At 58.0% G+C, this 16,998-nt stretch carries 15 protein-coding genes and 1 tRNA gene; 8 read left to right on the top strand and 8 right to left on the bottom strand.

The features are described from left to right. Window positions 1-212: 212 nt before the first annotated feature. The 4 genes from sufD to sufB all read right to left on the bottom strand — a co-directional run bounded on the left by sufD (window position 213) and on the right by sufB (window position 4,494). Window positions 213-1,505 carry a Fe-S cluster assembly protein SufD gene (gene sufD / locus NW829_RS07220; RefSeq protein WP_414416773.1) on the bottom strand — a complete coding sequence of 431 codons (1,293 nt, stop codon included), beginning with the start codon at window positions 1,503-1,505 and terminating at the stop codon, window positions 213-215. Beyond that, a complete protein-coding gene (sufC, locus tag NW829_RS07225; RefSeq protein ID WP_414416774.1) occupies window positions 1,502-2,317 on the bottom strand; it encodes a Fe-S cluster assembly ATPase SufC in 816 nt (271 codons plus the stop codon). Before sufC ends, sufD begins: the two co-directional genes overlap by 4 nt. Window positions 2,318-2,414: 97 nt before the next feature. After that, window positions 2,415-2,813, bottom strand: a complete 399-nt coding sequence (mscL, locus tag NW829_RS07230) for a large-conductance mechanosensitive channel protein MscL (protein ID WP_414344182.1) — start codon at window positions 2,811-2,813, stop codon at window positions 2,415-2,417. A gap of 244 nt (window positions 2,814-3,057) precedes the next feature. Next, window positions 3,058-4,494: a Fe-S cluster assembly protein SufB gene (gene sufB, locus NW829_RS07235; RefSeq protein WP_099883711.1), complete on the bottom strand. Its 1,437-nt coding sequence runs from the start codon at window positions 4,492-4,494 to the stop codon at window positions 3,058-3,060. Window positions 4,495-4,673: 179 nt separating this feature from the next. Here sufB and sufR point away from each other — a divergent pair, with 179 nt between their 5' ends. The 6 genes from sufR (at window position 4,674) to NW829_RS07265 (ending at window position 11,929) form a co-directional block, all read left to right on the top strand. Continuing rightward, entirely contained in the window at window positions 4,674-5,390 is a 717-nt protein-coding gene (gene sufR, locus NW829_RS07240; RefSeq protein ID WP_414382769.1) for an iron-sulfur cluster biosynthesis transcriptional regulator SufR, read from the top strand. A 275-nt stretch (window positions 5,391-5,665) separates the two neighbouring features. After that, on the top strand, window positions 5,666-6,736 hold the full coding sequence (locus NW829_RS07245; RefSeq protein WP_414412697.1) for a 3-deoxy-7-phosphoheptulonate synthase: 1,071 nt from the start codon (window positions 5,666-5,668) through the stop codon (window positions 6,734-6,736). 141 nt (window positions 6,737-6,877) lie between these two features. Beyond that, a complete protein-coding gene (gene folB / locus NW829_RS07250) occupies window positions 6,878-7,324 on the top strand; it encodes a dihydroneopterin aldolase (protein ID WP_414416775.1) in 447 nt (148 codons plus the stop codon). A gap of 30 nt (window positions 7,325-7,354) precedes the next feature. Beyond that, a complete protein-coding gene (locus NW829_RS07255) occupies window positions 7,355-7,936 on the top strand; it encodes a tRNA-(ms[2]io[6]A)-hydroxylase (RefSeq protein WP_414349667.1) in 582 nt (193 codons plus the stop codon). 33 nt (window positions 7,937-7,969) lie between these two features. Then, window positions 7,970-9,319 (top strand): sensor histidine kinase, encoded by a 1,350-nt coding sequence (locus NW829_RS07260; RefSeq protein ID WP_414328756.1) that lies wholly within the window; start codon window positions 7,970-7,972, stop codon window positions 9,317-9,319. A 309-nt stretch (window positions 9,320-9,628) separates the two neighbouring features. Next, window positions 9,629-11,929, top strand: a complete 2,301-nt coding sequence (locus tag NW829_RS07265) for a DUF1796 family putative cysteine peptidase (protein ID WP_414416776.1) — start codon at window positions 9,629-9,631, stop codon at window positions 11,927-11,929. Window positions 11,930-12,050: 121 nt separating this feature from the next. Here the strand turns inward: NW829_RS07265 and NW829_RS07270 are convergent. Both NW829_RS07270 and NW829_RS07275 read right to left on the bottom strand, forming a co-directional pair. Further along, window positions 12,051-12,123, bottom strand: a tRNA-Thr gene (locus NW829_RS07270). A 66-nt stretch (window positions 12,124-12,189) separates the two neighbouring features. Beyond that, a complete protein-coding gene (locus tag NW829_RS07275) occupies window positions 12,190-13,800 on the bottom strand; it encodes a nitrilase-related carbon-nitrogen hydrolase (RefSeq protein WP_414416777.1) in 1,611 nt (536 codons plus the stop codon). Between the two features lie 231 nt (window positions 13,801-14,031). Here NW829_RS07275 and NW829_RS07280 point away from each other — a divergent pair, with 231 nt between their 5' ends. Beyond that, complete coding sequence (locus NW829_RS07280; RefSeq protein WP_414349708.1) at window positions 14,032-14,568, top strand: HNH endonuclease; 537 nt, start codon at window positions 14,032-14,034, stop codon at window positions 14,566-14,568. A 9-nt stretch (window positions 14,569-14,577) separates the two neighbouring features. Here the strand turns inward: NW829_RS07280 and NW829_RS07285 are convergent, their stop codons facing one another. Further along, window positions 14,578-15,513: an alpha/beta fold hydrolase gene (locus NW829_RS07285; RefSeq protein WP_011433031.1), complete on the bottom strand. Its 936-nt coding sequence runs from the start codon at window positions 15,511-15,513 to the stop codon at window positions 14,578-14,580. A 96-nt stretch (window positions 15,514-15,609) separates the two neighbouring features. Continuing rightward, entirely contained in the window at window positions 15,610-16,137 is a 528-nt protein-coding gene (cysC, locus tag NW829_RS07290) for an adenylyl-sulfate kinase (protein ID WP_414416778.1), read from the bottom strand. A 155-nt stretch (window positions 16,138-16,292) separates the two neighbouring features. Here cysC and NW829_RS07295 point away from each other — a divergent pair. Continuing rightward, window positions 16,293-16,998: aminotransferase class III-fold pyridoxal phosphate-dependent enzyme (locus NW829_RS07295; RefSeq protein WP_414407729.1), on the top strand; the 706-nt coding region annotated here is incomplete at its 3' end.

Genomic DNA, 16,998 nt, shown 5'->3' on the forward strand with positions numbered 1-16,998 from the left:
TTGGGGGCTGCCGTAAACCAGCCTGGAGGTCCGGGCTTGTTTTGTTCTCTGGTAGGGCAGAGCAGGCTCAGGGCTACTGAAAGCCCGCTCCGTACCGCTTAGCGGTCGGAGCCGGGTAGTTTACTGCTGCCTATCCATTACGCCCAAGTCTGGTCACTCTTGAGGGTAATGGGGGAGCAACAACTTATTATTGTTATTGGAATTGATTGGATTCACGGGATCCCGGCCAACCGGCGGGCCACCAGGGCGGGAAGTTGAGCCAACGGGATCCCTTCCAGAACTTCTGCCGCAAAAGCGCAGGTGAGAAGTTGCCTGGCCTCAGCTTGGGGAATACCCCGGCTTTGCAGATAAAAGATCTCTTCCGCCTCCAGTTGGCTGACGGTGGCCCCGTGGGCACACTTGACGTTGTCGGCAAAGATCTCCAGTTGTGGCTGGGTGTTGACCCGCGCTTTGGGGCCTAGGAGCAGGTTGCGGTTGGTCTGGGCGGCATCTGTCAGTTGGGCCTCTCGGCTCACCAGAATCCGTCCGCTGAAGACCGCATGGGCCGTCTCGTCCACGATGCACTTGTGCAATTGGCGGCTGCTGCCATGGGGGGCCTGATGCACCAGGCGGGAGTGGGTGTCGCTGTGCTGGGATCCCTTCAGCAGCGTTAGCCCCTGCAGTTGGGTGTGGGCCTGGGCTCCGGCTTGGGTGATCTCCAGGTTGTGGCGAGAAAACTGGGATCCCCACTGAATCGCCTGGAGGCGGTAGTGGCTGTCGCGGCTTTGGCGCACGGCGGTCTTGTTGATGTGGAAGGCTGGGGATCCCTGCCTTTGCAAAATCACATGGTGCAAACGAGATCCCTCTGCCAGGGCGATCTCCGTAACCGCGTTGCCAAAGGGGATCCCGGATCCCAGGGATACATGATCTTCGATCAGCGTGAGGGAGCTGTGGGCTTGCAAAGACAGCAGGCAGCGGGGCTGGGCCAAAACGGCCTCTCCCTCAGGAGCCACCGTTATGAACAGCAGGTGCAGCGGTGACGGAACTTCCTGGCCGGGCTGTAGGCCAATCTGGATCCCATCTCCCAGATGAGCGGTGTTGAGGGCCGTAAACACATCCGTCTTGGCCAGGGTTTGCAGCAACTCCCCTGGGGCTTGGGCTAAAGGGATCACCTGCAAAGCGGTGGGCAGGCCGCTCAAATCAGAAAGCTGGGGGGCAAAGTAGCCGTTGACGAACACGGCGCGGCTATAGCTGGCTTCCGGCCAAAGCCAGGGCTCTAGAGTTGCCGCATCCAGAGCCGGATCCCCTGCAGCAGCCAGGCGAAACTCGTGGGCCAGCAGCGGCGAGAGATCGCTGTATTTCCAATCCTCTTCCCGTGGGGTTGGGATCCCCAGTTCGGCCAGTTGGGCGCGCGCCTGCTGCCTGAGGGTGGTGTAGGGATCCTGCCGTTCCGGGATTTGACCGAGGATGCGCTCCAGGAATAGGCGGCTCTCGGGGGCAAAAGGTTTGGGCAAGGTGGCGCTCATCCTTCTTCCTCCTGCCCAGATGCCGCGGCTGCCGGTTCTTGGCCCGCCTGAGTTTTGATCCAGTCGTAGCCCCGTTCTTCCAGCTCCAGCGCCAAGCTCTTGTCCCCGCTGATGACGATCCGACCTCCTTCCATCACGTGCACGTAGTCGGGGGTTACATAGTCCAGCAAGCGTTGGTAATGGGTGATGAGGAGCATGGCATTCTCAGGGCCGGCCAGTCGGTTGATGCCGTGGGCCACAATGCGCAGTGCGTCGATATCCAGACCGGAATCCGTCTCGTCCAAAATGGCCAGCGTGGGCTCCAACACCGCCATTTGCAGGATCTCGTTGCGTTTTTTCTCGCCGCCGGAAAAGCCCTCATTCACAGAGCGCTCCAAAAAAGCCGGATCCATTCTGACAATGTCCAACTTTTCTCGCACCAGGTCGTCAAAATCCAGAGCATCCAGTTCCGGCTGATCCCGATATTTTTGTCGAGCGTTGTAGGCGGCGCGCAGGAAATCCAAGTTGCTCACCCCCGGAACCTCGATGGGGTATTGAAACGCCAAGAAGATCCCTGCCCAAGCCCGCTCCTCCGGTTCCATTTCCAGAAGATTCTTGCCCAGATAGAGGATCTCGCCTCCTGTCACCCGGTAGTCGGGGTGGCCAGCCAAGATCTTGGAAAAAGTGCTTTTTCCAGAACCATTGGGGCCCATGATGGCGTGGATTTCTCCGGCGCGAATTTCCAGGCTCAACCCCTTGAGAATGGGGGTGCCATCGATCTCGGCGCTGAGATCTCGAACGGATAAGATAACAGGGCTGTTTTCGCAGATCATAGCTAGACTCTAGAGTTGCCACTGAAGGGCAGGGATTGGAAGGTTAAGGGATCCCTAAACCAGGTTTGGATTTTGGGCCTAAGGATCCCCTATAGCTCTATTGGGAGTGGCGATTGAGGATATCCCGGATCTCTGTCAGCAAAACCACTTCTGGTGGGGGCAATGTGGGAGGAGATTCTTCCTCCTTTCGCTGTAGGGTGTTGATCGCCTTCACCAGTAAGAAGATGGCAAAAGCGATAATCACAAAATCAAACACAGCTTGCAGAAAGCTGCCGTAGTTAATCGTAACTGGGTCTTCAGGACTTCCACCGATTTTCCAGACCAAGTTCTGGAAGCTCACTCCACCAATCATCAAGCCTAAAACTGGAGTAAACAGATCTGCTACAAAAGAAGTCACAATCTTCCCAAAAGCACCTCCAATAACAACGCCAACAGCCAAATCTAAGGCATTGCCCCGGCTAATAAAGTTTTTGAACTCCTCCAGAAATGCCCTCATGGGGAACTTCTCCTGCCTAGCCTTACGGTTCAAAACTCCTTGATTATCCCCTCTCCCCCCCTGCATCCATGCGCTGTTTGCAACGTCGCCAAGCCCTTGGGCCGCCTCTGGCTTCAGGGGATCACAGCCCTCTGCCTTGGGAGTTACCTAACCCCTTACCCTTCTCCTGAAAATGGCAGCGCCTGCTCCCACAGCGTGTCAGCGGCCTCGCCCACTTGCTCAGCTTCGCATTGGGAGCAATCCCCTAGCCGACGGATCCCTCTAACTTCAGGCTCAGCAACCGATCGGCTTCTACGGCAAACTCCATCGGCAGTTGGTTGAACACTTCTCGGCAGAAGCCGCTGATGATCATGGACACGGCATCTTCCATGCCGATCCCGCGGGACTGGAAGTAGAACAATTGCTCCTCTCCAATCTTGGAGGTGGAAGCTTCGTGCTCCACTTTGGCGGTGTTGTTTTGCACCTCAATATAGGGGAAGGTGTTGGCGCTGCACTGATCCCCAATCAACATGGAATCGCACTGGGAAAAGTTGCGGGCACCTTCCGCTTTCGGCCCGATTTTGACCAGGCCGCGGTAGCTGTTTTTGGAGTGTCCCGCCGAGATGCCCTTGGAAATGATTTTGCTGCGGGTGTTGCGGCCCACGTGAATCATCTTGGTGCCGGTATCGGCCTGCTGGTAGTTGTTGGTTAGGGCAACCGAGTAAAACTCGCCCACCGAGTTTTCCCCCACCAACACGCAGCTAGGATATTTCCAAGTGATGGCCGAGCCGGTCTCCACTTGCGTCCAAGAGATTTTGGAGTTGGCCCCCTGACACAGGCCGCGCTTGGTTACAAAGTTGTAAATGCCCCCTTTGCCGTTTTCATCGCCGGCATACCAGTTCTGCACCGTGGAGTATTTAATTTCGGCATTGTCTAGGGCGATCAGCTCCACCACCGCCGCATGCAGTTGGTTGGTGTCGAACATGGGGGCAGTACACCCTTCCAAGTAGCTGACGTAGGATCCCTCGTCGGCAATGATCAGGGTGCGCTCAAACTGGCCCGATTCGCCGTTGTTGATGCGGAAATAGGTGGAAAGCTCCATGGGACAGCGCACCCCTTTGGGCACATAGACAAAGGATCCATCACTGAACACTGCCGAGTTCAGCGCCGCGTAGTAGTTATCAGCAATGGGAACCACACTGCCCAAGTACTTGCGCACCAGCTCCGGATACTCCCGCAGTGCCTCCGACATGGAGCAGAAGATCACGCCTTCCTTGGCCAGCTTTTCCCGGAAGGTGGTGGCTACCGAAACGCTGTCGAAGATGGCATCCACCGCCACATTGGCCAGCCGCTTCTGTTCAGACAAGGGGATCCCCAATTTCTCGAAGGTCTCCAGCAGCACCGGATCCACTTCGTCCAGGCTCTTTTTCTTGGGCTGCACCTTGGGGGCCGAGTAGTAGACAATGTTTTGGTAGTCAATGGGCGGGTAGCTGACGTTGGGCCAGGTGGGCTCGCTCATCTTCAGCCACTGGCGGTAGGCCCGCAGCCGGAACTCTAGCATAAAGTCCGGCTCCCCTTTCTTGGCCCAGATCTGCCGAATCACCTCTTCGTTCAAGCCTTTGCCAATCGACTCAGAGGGGATGTCGGTTACAAAGCCGTACTTGTAGGGCTGGTTGACCAGGGCGCGGACGCTCGTAGACATGGATGGCTCTCGGGTAGTGACAGGGTAGAAACGCGACTAAGACAGATGGCCAAATAAAACAACAGAGTTGTTGTTTAACTGATCCTCAGGTTACTTTAGCAATGATCCCGTTGTCAAAATAGCAGAGAGCTGTGCTGGCAGCGGCAGCCGATTAACCCAGTCTAACCAGGAGGGCGAGGGTGGACAGCACGCGCAAGATCACCGGGCAGGTCGCTCAACCCGCTTCGAGTAAGCAGGCCATCTTGGTCTACCTGCGCAAGGCGGGGCAGGCCAACGCCCAAACGCTGGCAGAGCACCTGCGCATTTCTCCCCAGGCCATCCGCCGCCACCTCAAGGATCTGGAGGCAGAGGGGTTGATCCAACATGTCGCTCAACCCAATGGTCTAGGGCGACCCCAGCATCTCTATCAGCTCAGCCCCTTGGGAGAAGAGCAGTTCCCCGCCAGCTACGACGAGTTTGCCCTTGGCCTGCTCAACACCCTGGCCGAAACCCTGGGATCCGAACAGATGGGATCCCTTCTCCACCACCAGTGGCAGCGCAAAGCCCGGGAGTATCAGGCCCAACTGGGATCCGGATCCCTGCGGGAGCGGCTGGAGCGTTTGGTGCAGTTGCGCCAGGCAGAGGGTTACATGGCGGAGTACTACCCCTATCCTGCCGACCTGACTGTGCCGATGGCAGCAGAGGGATCCGAGCCTTACGTCGAGCAGTATGTGTTGGTCGAGCACAATTGCGCCATTGCCCAGATTGCCCACACCTTTCCCAGCGTCTGCGGCCACGAGCTGGAGATGTTTGCTGCCGCCTTGCCCGATTGCCGAGTAGAGCGCATCACCTGGCAGGTGCAGGGAGAACACCCCTGCGGCTACTGGATTGCCAAGCCAGCGGCTCGGTCGACTTAAGACTTCCCCAGGAAACCGGATCCCTGAGATGGCAAACAGGGTTTTTTCGGGTATAGTTATCTCGTACAGGTTTTAAGTTTGTTCTCCGCATGGTCTGGCGCGCTTCCTTTTTTGGCTACTTTAGCTTTCCCTGGCAACGACCAGGGCAGAAGGGTGGCGCGTAAACAAAGACCTACAGTTTACCCGAGTCAGTCCTGAAGCCCTGAGCCCAGCGCCAGGGCTTTTTTGATGGCTCGACGACCCCATCTACCCACTTGCACGCTGAGGACAGTTCCATGCCCCCTCAAACCGACAATTGCAATATCCAAGAGGTGACTCCCTTGATTGCCCCTGCTGCTGTCAAGGCCAAGCTGCCCCTTACGGAAACGGCAGCCCAGGTGGTGCTCTCCACTCGGCAAGCCATCCGCGACATCATCCACGGACGGGATCTCCATCGCTTGGTGGTGATCGTCGGCCCCTGTTCCATCCACGATCCTGCAGCGGCTCTGGAGTATGCCCATCGCCTCAAGCGGGTGGCCGACCAAACTCGGGAGCACCTAGTGGTTGTCATGCGTACGTATTTTGAGAAACCCCGCACCACGGTGGGCTGGAAGGGCCTGATCAACGATCCCCACCTGGATGGCTCCTGCGACATTGCCACCGGCCTGCAACTGGCCCGTTCCATTCTCTTGCAGATCAACGAGCTGGGCCTGGCCTGTGCTACCGAGATGCTGGATCCGGTGACCCCTCAGTACACGGCAGATCTGGTGAGCTGGGCGGCCATTGGCGCCAGAACCATCGAAAGCCAAACTCACCGGGAAATGGCCAGCGGCCTCTCCATGCCTGTGGGCTTCAAAAACGGCACCGACGGGCGGCTGGAAATTGCGCTCAATGCCATTCTCTCCGCCAGCCATCCCCACAGTTTCCTGGGCATTGGCCAAGATGGCATGACGGCTTTGGTAAAAACCACCGGCAACCCGGATCGGCACATCGTGTTGCGGGGGGGAGGGGGCAAGACCAACTACGGCCCGGAAGATGTGGCGCGGGCGGCACTGCTGATGAAGGATCAAGGGATCCCTCGCTCGGTGATGGTGGACTGCTCCCATGACAACTCCCACAAAAATTACCGCAACCAGGGATCCGTCTGTCGAGCGGTGCTACAGCAGTACCAGGCGGGGCAGCGGGCTCTGATGGGGCTGATGCTGGAGAGCAACCTCTACCCGGGCAAGCAAACCTGGCAGGAAGGGGCGCCGCTCCAGTACGGGGTTTCCATCACCGATGGCTGCATCGGCTGGGAAGAGACGGAAGATCTGTTGTGGGAGATGGCAGCGACCGTAGAGGGGAGAGCGTTGGCCCTCAGCCATTGAGGGATGGGGATCCCGGAGTTTGTTAAAGAATCAAAAAGGAAATGGGAACAGGGGGCAACCGGCTCCTAAGGTCGAGCCAAGGTTTCGTTGTTTCGCCAGGCCCTGCGGGATAGGGTCTCCAGGTCGAGCTGGGAGGTTGTGATGGAGCTACAGATCCCCACCAGTGTCAGCAGCAACAGTCAGCAGCCCTATCCAGATCCCGATCGGATCCCTCGGCAACCCCCCGAGCAGTTGCGGGATCGGCTGATCGTCTCCGGCCTGCGCTACTACGGTTATACCGGCCTTGATGAGGCGGAACGGGCTTTGGGGCAATGGTTTGAGGTGGATTTCGAGTTGTGGGCGGATCTGCGCCCGGCTGCTCTCAGCGGCCAACTGTGTGATAGCCTCGACTACCGTTCTGCAGTGGCCGGGATTGCGGAACTGGTGAAAAGCAATCAGTTTGTGCTGATCGAGAGCTTGGCGGAGGCGATTGCCGAAATGGTGCTGCGGGAGACAGGGGCCAGCAAAGCTAAGATCCGATTGACCAAGTGTCATCCCCCGATCCCGGAGCTGACGGGGCGGGTTACTGTGGAGATTGTTCGTCCCTAGAACTTCTCTTAACCCTTTCCTACCGACCCTGTGCTTGCTCTAGAACTTGCTTCTCGTACCTCTGAGGACTGGATCGAACAGGCTACCCGGCACATCGATCTGGTCTTGCTAGACCACGCCAATTGTGAGAAAAAAGCAGCGGGCAACGCCCTCAGCTTGCTGTTTCGCTACCCGGCTAACGGGCGTTTGGTGGAAACCCTCTCGCCGCTGGCGCGGGAGGAGCTGCAGCATTTTGAGCGGGTGCATCGCCACCTGCAACGGTTGGGGATCCCCATCAAGCCCTTGTCGGCTGCGCCCTATGCGGGTCGCCTGAACCAACACCTGCGCCGCTCTGAGCCAGAGCATCTGCTCGACACCTTGCTGGTGGCAGCCATTATCGAGGCCCGCAGCCACGAACGCTTGGGCCTGTTGGGGATCCACGCGCCCGACCCAGAGCTGCGGCAGTTTTATCTCTGGCTGGCGGCTGCGGAGGAGCGCCATTGGCAGCTTTACTTGGATTTGGCGTTGGAGCAGTTTCCCGCCGATCAGGTGCAGGAGCGGCTCGATACTCTACTCCAGGTGGAGGCCGAGATCTTGTCTTCCCTTCACCCCGAACCCCGTGTTCACAGCTAGCCCCACTCCGTTTCCCCCCGCGGTGCAGCCCCCATGTTTCAAGCGACGCGGCAGTGGTTGGCCTTCTGGTATACAACGGTTACGGCAGTGTTGCTGCTGTTGTTTGCCGGCAGCTTCTATTGGTACGTGCAGTCAACCCTGATCGAGCGGGTGGACGATACCCTTGGCCATGTGGTGGAGATTGTCGAGCGGTCTTTGGTGGTGGATGAGAGCCTCTTGGATCCGCAGCAGGCCCGCCGCAGCTTAGAGGCCAGCTTTCGGGATGATCCCAGCACCCTAGAGGACGATCACATCGACTTGGAGTGGTTCGGCCCTCAGGGAACGCTCATCTGGTCCACGGTACCCGGCGGGATCCCTGCCCCCCTGTTGACCGAGGGATCCCTGCACACTGCCCGCATCGCTCCTGGGTATTGGCTGCGTCAGTTCACCGAGCCGATCGTGGCCCATGGGAAGCTGCTGGGCTATCTGCGGGTCAGCCATCCTTGGTTTGAGGTGAGCAAGCCAACGCGACAGTTGATCCGGGATCTTTCCCTGTGGGTGGTAGCCGGCTTGACGGGTGTGGGGGCCATTGGCTGGATGCTCTCCGGTTTGGCCATGCAACCCATCCGGCAGTCTTATCAGCAGCTCAAGCAATTTACCGCCGACGCCTCTCACGAGCTGCGCAGCCCCTTGGCCAGCATTCAAACCGCGGTACAGGTGGCTTTGGCGGATTCCCAATTGGATGCCGACACCCGGCAGCGCTGGCAGATGGTGGAGCGGTTGTGTTTACGGCTGGGTCGTCTGGTGGATGACCTGCTGTTTCTGGCCCGCCACGACAGCGGTATGGTGCCTTTCCAACCCCGTTGCTGTGCGCTGGATGCTCTGCTGCTGCAGGTGGTGGAAGAGCTGCAGGGCCTGGCCAACCAAAAACAGATCCGCTTGCAGCTGGATATTGCTGCCCCTGAGAGCGGGACGGAACCTTCTCCCGCCCAAGTGGATCCCTTCGGTTTTTGGGGAGATGAAGATCAATTGGCCCGCCTGTTTACCAACTTGATCGAAAATGCCCTTCTCCACACTCCCCCCCAAGGAGAGGTGCAGGTGAGGCTGGAGCAGCGGCTGCGCTCTGGATCCCCAGAGCTGGTGGTACGGGTACAAGATACCGGGCCAGGGATCCCGCCTCAGGCTCTGCCCCATGTGTTCGATCGCTTTTATCGAGCAGATCCGGCTCGCAGCGGGGATCCCGGTCGCCTCTCGGGGTCAGGTTTGGGGCTGGCGATCGTCAAAAGCATTGCCCAACAGCATCAAGGTCAGGTGCAGGTGGAGAGTAAGCTGGGCCAGGGATCCAGCTTTGAAGTTATTTTGCCCCAGCGGCAGTTGGAAATCTGTACCCCAGAGAGAGTCTAAAAGTGCTCTGGAAAACAGACAGCCCTCGGTCAATATGCTAGCTTTAAGCCAAGATTGACTGAGTCTTTATTCAGAACTGTATTAAGAACCGTATTGGCCCAGTTGAACTGGATTTTTGGGTACTAGAGATCTTTCCTTTCCAGATTTAAGAACTTCTCTTTTTCCCGGATAAAACAGCAGAGATGGGATCAGCTCCCAGGCTCTTGCCCTTCTCAGCCGGCTGCTGAGCTGTTGATTGGGTGATGAGTGAGTGCAGTCCGCCCGCGCAGCCCCACAATTTCCCATTGAATCCTGTGCCAGGAAAACGTTATGTATCGCTTCCAGGTTCGTGCCATCACCCAGCCGGGCGAGAGAATTGCCTTGGTGGGATCCAGCGCAAAATTGGGCTCCTGGGATCCCTGCCATTGCATTTGGCTGCAGACGGATCCGACTCGTTATCCGCTGTGGTGGGTAGAGTTGCCGTTGAGCCCGGCAGATGGCGCGCCCGGCCCGCTGTTACCCTACAGTGGATGTTTAAAAGAAACTCCTCGAGTAGAGTACCGGTATCTGCGCGTGCAAGCCGGTGGGCAAGTGATTTGGGAATCCACCGCTGTCAATCGCTGGGTGCCCCTTGAGCCGGAACCTTTACCGGCAGTTTTGATTGTCGAGGATGGGGAGTTTGGCCAGATCCCTGCCTATCCTTACGGCTATTTTGCCGATCCCATTCCTGAGGTCGAACCGGAAAATCCGCAAGGGCTAAAAGTCGTCATTTTGGGCAGCTCCGTTGCCCTGGGGTGCAGCGCTTGGCTGTTGCGAGGTTGGGCTTGGCTGTTGCAGAAAGCTCTACAAGAGCGCTATGGCCATCAAGTGCGAAATCTCTCCCAATTGGGGGCCAATGTCAGCCGAACTCTGTTGCGGTTTGAGCAGGCGGTGATCCCTGAACGTCCTGATGTCGTTATTGTTGCCCTGTCCTTGGGAAATGAAGGCTTGGTATCGGCCTTGCCCCAGCATCGCCGCGCCCTGCAGAGGCGGTTTGAAAACGGCCTGCAGCGGCTAATTCAGCGAATTCAAGACATTGGAGCCTTGCCAGTTCTGGGAGGGGTTTATCCCCATGCAAACTACGGCCCAGAACAGCATCTTCTTTTGCAGGAGACTCAGCAGAGAATGCTCGACTGGGGATGCCCTGTGTTCAACTGGCTGCCTCATTTGGAAGATGGACAGGGCCGCTGGAAACCAGACCTTGCTTTTGACCCAGCTCACCCCAATTCCAAGGGTCATCAGGTCATGTTTGAGGCCATCGATCTCTCTCTTTTGGATCCCGGCCAAGTTAGCTCGGCTCGTGGCAAGCTCCCTCAACCCATTGGGGAGCAGGTCATTTTTGAAGAGGAGCATGGTTTTTGGGTAACCGTAGAGACGGGCAAAAATCAATTTCGCATCGTGAATGTAACTCCCTATCCCTATACCATCACGCCCACTTGGCAGCCTTTGCAAGCCGCTTTCCAAAAAGCAGGTCTACAGCCGGGTCTGTATATTGGCAAAAGCGATGAAAGGCTAGGGGATGCGACCCTATATTCACTTTCCATACGAGAAGATGGTTCGGTGCAAACCACCCTCTCCGTTCCTGCAGATGCCGATCTGGTCTTCTCCCCAATAGCTCAGTTCTTTTCCTCGGAATCAGTAGAAACGATCTTCGAGGATGGATCGTTGATCCTTCTCAAGCTCAGTGGATCCTCAGAAGGCTCTTCTAATCCCATGCCTCGCCTGTGCGTGATCAACCAGAGCAGTCACGAGTACAACATCCACCCCATGTGGAAGGAAGTGCGGGCCGCTCTCAAAGCCATGCCAGCGGGTGTTTATGAAGATCCGAGCCACCGCGAAGCTCTCTTCCGAACCCTGATGATCTGGGAAGGTGGCCTCGAAAGTCGGGTAAAGGCTGCTCCTGGATCGGTCATGCTGCTGGAATACACCTGCAAATTATCGGATATTCATCGTGTTGCCATTGTGCCGTTAGGGGATCGCTGCGCGGTGCGAATGCTGCTCTACAAGTTGGAATATGACGGGCCTGCCTTTCCTTTTGATTTGACACGCACCAGCAATTTGGCCGATGTGGCCGATATGATCCACAACGAGTTTCAGGGCATGTGGGATCCGCAATATTTACACTACAGCCCTGAAGATCGGCGAATTTACCACAGCAAGTGGACGGGCCTCTCCTTTGGCCATGAGGTGGAAGAGGGGGAGGATCCACTTCAGAATATGGACCCCATCCATGAGCGAATGCGAACTCGCTACACTGCTCGCGCCAAGCGTTTTATGCATGTTTTGGAAAAAGCCGATAAAGTCTTGTTTGTGCGCACAGGGGGTTGCCGGCGAGAGGCCGTTGTTGACTTAATGGATAAGCTGGCGGCTAAGCGCAGGGGCAAGCCTTTTCTGCTGCTGATTGTTTCTCCTCAGTCTTCTGATGAGTTTGCCGGGATCCCCAATGTTATCCATTATGAGATGGAGTTAAATCCCGACCGCATGTGCGCAGATCCTGAGCATTGGAAGTACTGCACAGGGGTAATGAGAGATATTCTCCATTCTTTGGGGGTCTCTACCCGAAATCTTTTCTGGTGCCCTCCACAACTGTAGCCGTTCCAAGGTTTCACTGCAATTCGAAAGAATGATCGCTGCTGCCCAAACGCTCCGCGCCGCTTCCGCGACCACCCCCAACTCTTCTCCCAAAGGGACTCTGTGGTGTTCAACTCCAGAAAGCTGATGATCGGACTCGAACCGACGACCTGCTCATTACGAGTGAGCTGCTCTACCAACTGAGCTACATCAGCAGGGCTTTGAAGTGAGGACTGGATAGGAGAATCCGCAGACCCACCGGTGGGCCTATCGATTCTAACTCATCCTTGCCTTGCTCGGGATCCCCAGCGCCATAGCCCCAAAGATAGCCCCAACGTCAGCCACGCCAGCCAATCCCCCGCGCGATTGTAGAAAGTTGTCTCAGAACGCCGCTTCACTTCTCCCGTAATCACCCCCCGCTGAAAGATGGGGCCAACCTGCTGGAGCCGACCTGAGGGATCCACCACCAGATTGCCGCCTGTGTTATTGACAAACACCACGCCCCGCCGATTTTCCACAGCCCGGAAAACCGAGAGCTGGCCATGCAGCATCGGCCAGTGGCTATTGCCAAACCAGCTATCATCCGAAATCACGATCAAAGACTCGGCGCCGCGACGGGTTAAAGTTCGGCTGGGCGCAGGCAAGACGCTCTCCAAGCAGATCATCACCCCCAAAGGCCCGAAAAGCTCCCCTCCGTCCAGAGGCCGATAGCCATCGGGTGAAGGCACGTAGCGCCCCGACTCGAAATAGGGAAAGATCCACTGCTTGCCAAACCCATCCAGCAAGTTGCCCCGGGCGTCAAACAACAGGGCCGTGTTAAAAAATCGCTGCTCTGGCTCCGGCAAATGGGCTGTGCGGGGATCCGGCTCTGTTGCCCCCGTAATCAAAGCGCCTTCCGGTGGCAGAATCGCTTGCATCGGCTCGATCACGTAGGGTTCCAGGCCGGTATTCAGCAGCCGTGCCCGCAGCGCCCCCTCCGGCCAAATCACCAACTGTGCCCCAGCAGCCACCCCCTGGGCAGAAAGCTGATGCAGCTCCCGGTAGCGCTCCATGCGGTAGTCCCAACTGCGATCGGCTTCCAGCCAAGCCACCTGCTGCACTGCCCCCACCCGAAAGCCGGGATCCCTGTTTTCGACGGCCAAGGCATCGAAGTAAGCCAGGCGCACGCTTCCATAAGCCAAGACCAGCCCCGTCAACCCCAGGCCGCAGGCAAGCGTACTCCAGAAATCTCTGTTCTTGAGCATCTCACCCAAAGCGTTTCTCAGGGATCCCCTAGCCGTCTGCCACCGGCTAGAAATCTGCCTGGCCATCTGCCAAAGAACCCCATTGACGAACACGGCATAGAAGGTAACCCCCCAGATCCCCGTAACATCGGCTACTTGGATCCCGAGGGGCCAGTCGAACAACAGGGATCCCCAGTGGAAAGGGATGGGCCACCAGAGCAAGCCCAACAGCCCATCCAAGCCCGTCCAGACCGTGGCCAAACCCAGCGGACGTGCCCAAACCGGCAGGGGACGACTCAGTTGCAAACTCAGGAGCGTAGCAGTGGTGAAAAAGAGGGGGATCAGGGGAGCCACCACCACGCCCCCCAGGATCTCCCAGGCGCTCAACACCTTAACCGAGAAGGGATCCACCCAGAAGGCATACAGGCAAACCCAAAACCAGAGGCCATAGGCCAAACGCCACCGCGCCCACCCTTGCCGTTGCTCGCACAGGCCAAACAGCAGGGCTAAGCCCAGCAGCGCTCCCGGAAACCAGTGCCACCAGCGGTTGGGGGATCCCAGACAGAGCAGCAGGATGGCCAAACCCATCAGCCAGCGGGATCCCTCGCCTGGGTTTCTCTTTTGGGGCAGATCCTGCCGTTGAGTTGAAGATTTCAGTTCCAGCTTCATCACCTCAATAAAGTTCAGCCTATTCGGGAAACCCCACGTAATGCCCCAGGATCAACACGCCCTTGCCGGCAGGTCTTTTCCAGAGTAGCGCTCTCGCAGCAGCCGGGAATATCTCCTGGAGCACAGAACTCCTACTGCTTGAATCTAAAGCTGTGTTAACATTTTGCATAACTTCAGGGGGCTGGCGCCTTCCGGCTTGGGTTGGGGATCCCGTCAGCGGTGCGCGGCACTATGGGCAAGGTTTTGGTTTTGAATGCCTCCTACGAGCCGCTCAACATCACCAGTTGGCGCAGAGCGGTCGTTCTATTGCTTAAGGGCAAGGCCGAGCAAATCGAGCACAATGGCCGAGTGGTGTACGGCAACATTCCCTTGCCCACTGTCATTCGTCTGCGCCACTATGTCCACGTTCCCCACAAGGAGATCCCGCTTACGCGCCGCAACGTCCTCTACCGGGATGGGCATCGTTGTCAGTACTGCGGCTGCTTCGGCGAAGATCTCACCCTGGATCACGTGATCCCTCGGTCTCGTGGCGGCGGGGATACTTGGGAAAATGTGGTCAGTGCCTGTGTGCGTTGCAACGTGAAAAAAGGGAACCGCACCCCCCGCGAAGCCGGTATGCCCCTGCTGCGCCAACCCCGCCGTCCCCACAGCACTCTTTATTTTGAAATCTCCAAAGCCGTCGGCAGTGGTTCCCATCGAGAATGGTCTAAGTACACCATCGGCCTAGAAGGGGATCCCCAGGAGGAATTGTTGGACATCCCAAGCTAGACGGGCCGCCTAGGGATGGACTTCCGATACAGGGGCAGCTTTGGAAATGGGGGGAGAAGTGGTGGCTGGGATCCCGGTCTCGATCCACCGGTGAATCAGGGCATTGACCTCTTCGGGGCGCTCATCGTGGGGGCAGTGGCCAGCCTCCAGGAAGTATTCCACTGCTTGAGGGTAGTGGGCCCGGTACAGCTTAGAGCGTTCCCGAGCCCGCATCCAGGGATCCCGTTCTCCCCAGATCAACAACAGCGGGCGCACCAAGCTGCACAGCAGCTCATCTACATACCGTCCCTTCTGCCCACCTCGCATCAAGGCCACAAACACATCGGCAGCCCCCGGATCCTGGGTGGGGCGATGGATGGCCTCGACCAGCTGATCGGTCACGGCTGCCGGGTCGTAGTAAACCTGCTTCAGCTTGGCTCGGATCACGTGCGGCTGCCGCAAATACTGAAACAGCAGGTAAGACACCAGGCGCTGGCGCAGGCCCCAGCCCACCAATCCGCCTATCCATTGCCGCCATCCGGTCGGGGATCCCTTGAGGGTGGAAAACCCACCTGCCCCATTCAAAAGCACCACGCCCCGCACCCACTCCGGCCACTCCGCCGCAAAACTGAGCACCACATAGCCGCCCAGGGAGTTGCCGATCCCCACCACAGGCCGACGGATTACCTGTTGGCAAAAGTCCCGCAGCTGATCCCGCCAGATTTCGGCGCGGTAGTCCCAGTTGGGCTTGGCGGAGCGACCGAAACCCAGCAAATCGATGGCGTACACCTGGTAGTGTTGAGCCAATTCGGGAATGTTCTTGCGCCAGTGGTCGGTGGAGGCTCCAAAGCCGTGCACCAGAAGCAGAGGCTGCCCCTGCTCACCCTGTTTGACGTAATGAACTGACTGCCCCCGCCAGATCCACTGCGCCGAAATGGGAGTGGCCGATGCCGATGTCGAAGCCATAGGAGTTGCTTGTAAGCCTTTCTTAATTCTAGGTTCTTTGCAGCTACTCCGGGGGGAAGCCCACCCTCTACGGGCAACGTAAGAGCAGTGGGCCTGTTAGACATAACCTCTGCTTTTTAGGCTTTGTATCACCAGGTCAATACATTCGGAGATGCTTTGCTCGGCAGTTTTGCACACCACCTCCGGGTGTTCCGGCGGCTCGTAGGGATCGTCGATGCCGGTAAAGTTCTGGATTAAGCCTGCCCGCGCCTTTCGATAGAGGCCCTTCACATCCCGGCGTTCGCACACCTCCAGGGGGGCATCCACAAAGACTTCGATAAAGCTGCCAATATACTGCCGTACCTCCTGCCGTGCTGCCCGATAGGGGGAAATGGCCGACACCAGCACAATCACCCCGTGCCGAGTCAGCATCTCCGCCACAAAGCCGATGCGGCGAATGTTCTCCTCCCGATCCGCTTTGCTGAAGCCCAGACCCTTGGTGAGATGTTGCCGCACCAGGTCCCCATCGAGCACTTCCACCGGCAGCCCCCAAGCGCGCAACTGCTGGGCCACGCCGCAGCTCAGGGTGGTTTTGCCCGCCCCGCTCAATCCCGTAAACCAGACCGTTACCCCCCGCCGCGACATCTGTCTGTTTGCTTCTGTCTGTTTGCTGTGGATCCCTGAATCTTTGGCCCCGCCAGAATATCATCTCCAAAAGCAGGGTGGTACACTCGAAACACGGCTTGCGCCAGCCCCAAAGCGCTCCGCGCCGCCAACACGACAGCAATCTTTTACCGGCCATGTCTCCTCTAACTTCGCCTCTTGCCAGTGCCCCCTCGGGATCCCCGACAACTGCCGAGCTGTTTGCCGAGCATGTGATGGCCACCTATGGGCGCTATCCCCTGACCTTGGTGCGCGGGCAGGGGTGTCGGGTTTGGGATGAGCAGGGGCGCGAGTACCTGGACTTTGTGGCCGGCATTGCCACCTGTACTCTGGGGCATGCCCACCCGCTGTGGATTCAGGCGCTCACCGAGCAGGCACAACAGTTGCACCATGTTTCCAACCTTTACTACAACCAGCCGCAGGCACAACTGGCTCAATGGCTGACCCAGCACTCCTGTGCCGACAAGGTGTTTTTCTGCAACTCAGGGGCGGAAGCCAATGAGGGAGCCATCAAGCTGGCTCGCAAGTATGCCCACACGGTGCGCGGGATCCAAGATCCGATGATCCTCACCGCCCATGCCAGCTTCCATGGCCGCACCCTGGCCACCATTACCGCCACCGGCCAGCCCAAATACCAAAAAGACTTTGCCCCTCTGGTGCCCGGCTTTGATTACGTTCCCTACAACGACATCGAGGGCACAGCAGCGGTGTTGGAGCGCTGGGGCGAGCGGGTGTGTGCCGTGCTGTTGGAGCCGTTGCAGGGGGAAGGGGGGGTTGTGCCGGGGGATCCCGCCTATTTTCAATGGTTGCGCCGGATCTGCAGCGAGCGGGGCATTCTGCTGA

The sequence above is a fragment of the Synechococcus sp. R55.8 genome, from assembly GCF_047461895.1.
GTDB lineage: Bacteria > Cyanobacteriota > Cyanobacteriia > Thermostichales > Thermostichaceae > Thermostichus.